The organism is Treponema sp. R80B11-R83G3, from assembly GCF_054786115.1.
Map to the genome: position 1 here is coordinate 1 of NZ_BDHF01000447.1, position 525 is coordinate 525.

At 42.9% G+C, this 525-nt stretch carries 1 protein-coding gene; it reads left to right on the plus strand.

Annotation, left to right across the window (positions count from 1 at the left end):
• Window positions 1-347 (plus strand): Sir2 family NAD-dependent protein deacetylase (locus ACYVRH_RS14395; protein ID WP_461257556.1); only part of this gene is annotated, 347 nt, incomplete at its 5' end.
• Window positions 348-525: the final 178 nt, after the last annotated feature.

The window sequence follows — 525 nt, forward strand, 5'->3', positions numbered from 1 at the left end:
GTTATGAAGAAGCGGCGGCTATTGTCCGCAGGGGAGAAATGCCCAAGTGTCCGAAGTGCGGCAGGGTATTAAAACCGGCAATCACTTTTTTTGGTGAAAGTCTTCCTGCGGACGCGTTAAGAAAAGCGACGGCGGAATCGCAAAAAGCGGATTTAATGCTTGTGCTGGGGACAAGCCTGACCGTCTTCCCTGCCGCCGGTATGCCCCAATACACTTTGCGGGGCGGGGGTGAAATTGTGATTGTAAATAATATGCCCACTCCGCTGGACGGCAGGGCGTTACTCCATTTTGACGATCTTGGTTCGGTCTTTGAGGAATTGCAAACTTGCCTAAACTCTGACAGTTAAGCCCTGCTTAATTTATCTAGTGTTCCGTAAAAGACAGACAACATAATGTTGCATTTTTGATTTTATTTTTTATAAGCATAAGTGCAGGTAACTACGATAAAAATGAGTTATTTACTTTGTTTTTTCTTCATATTTTCAAATATTTGCCAAAGAGGTTTATTGTAAATGTATTTTACAG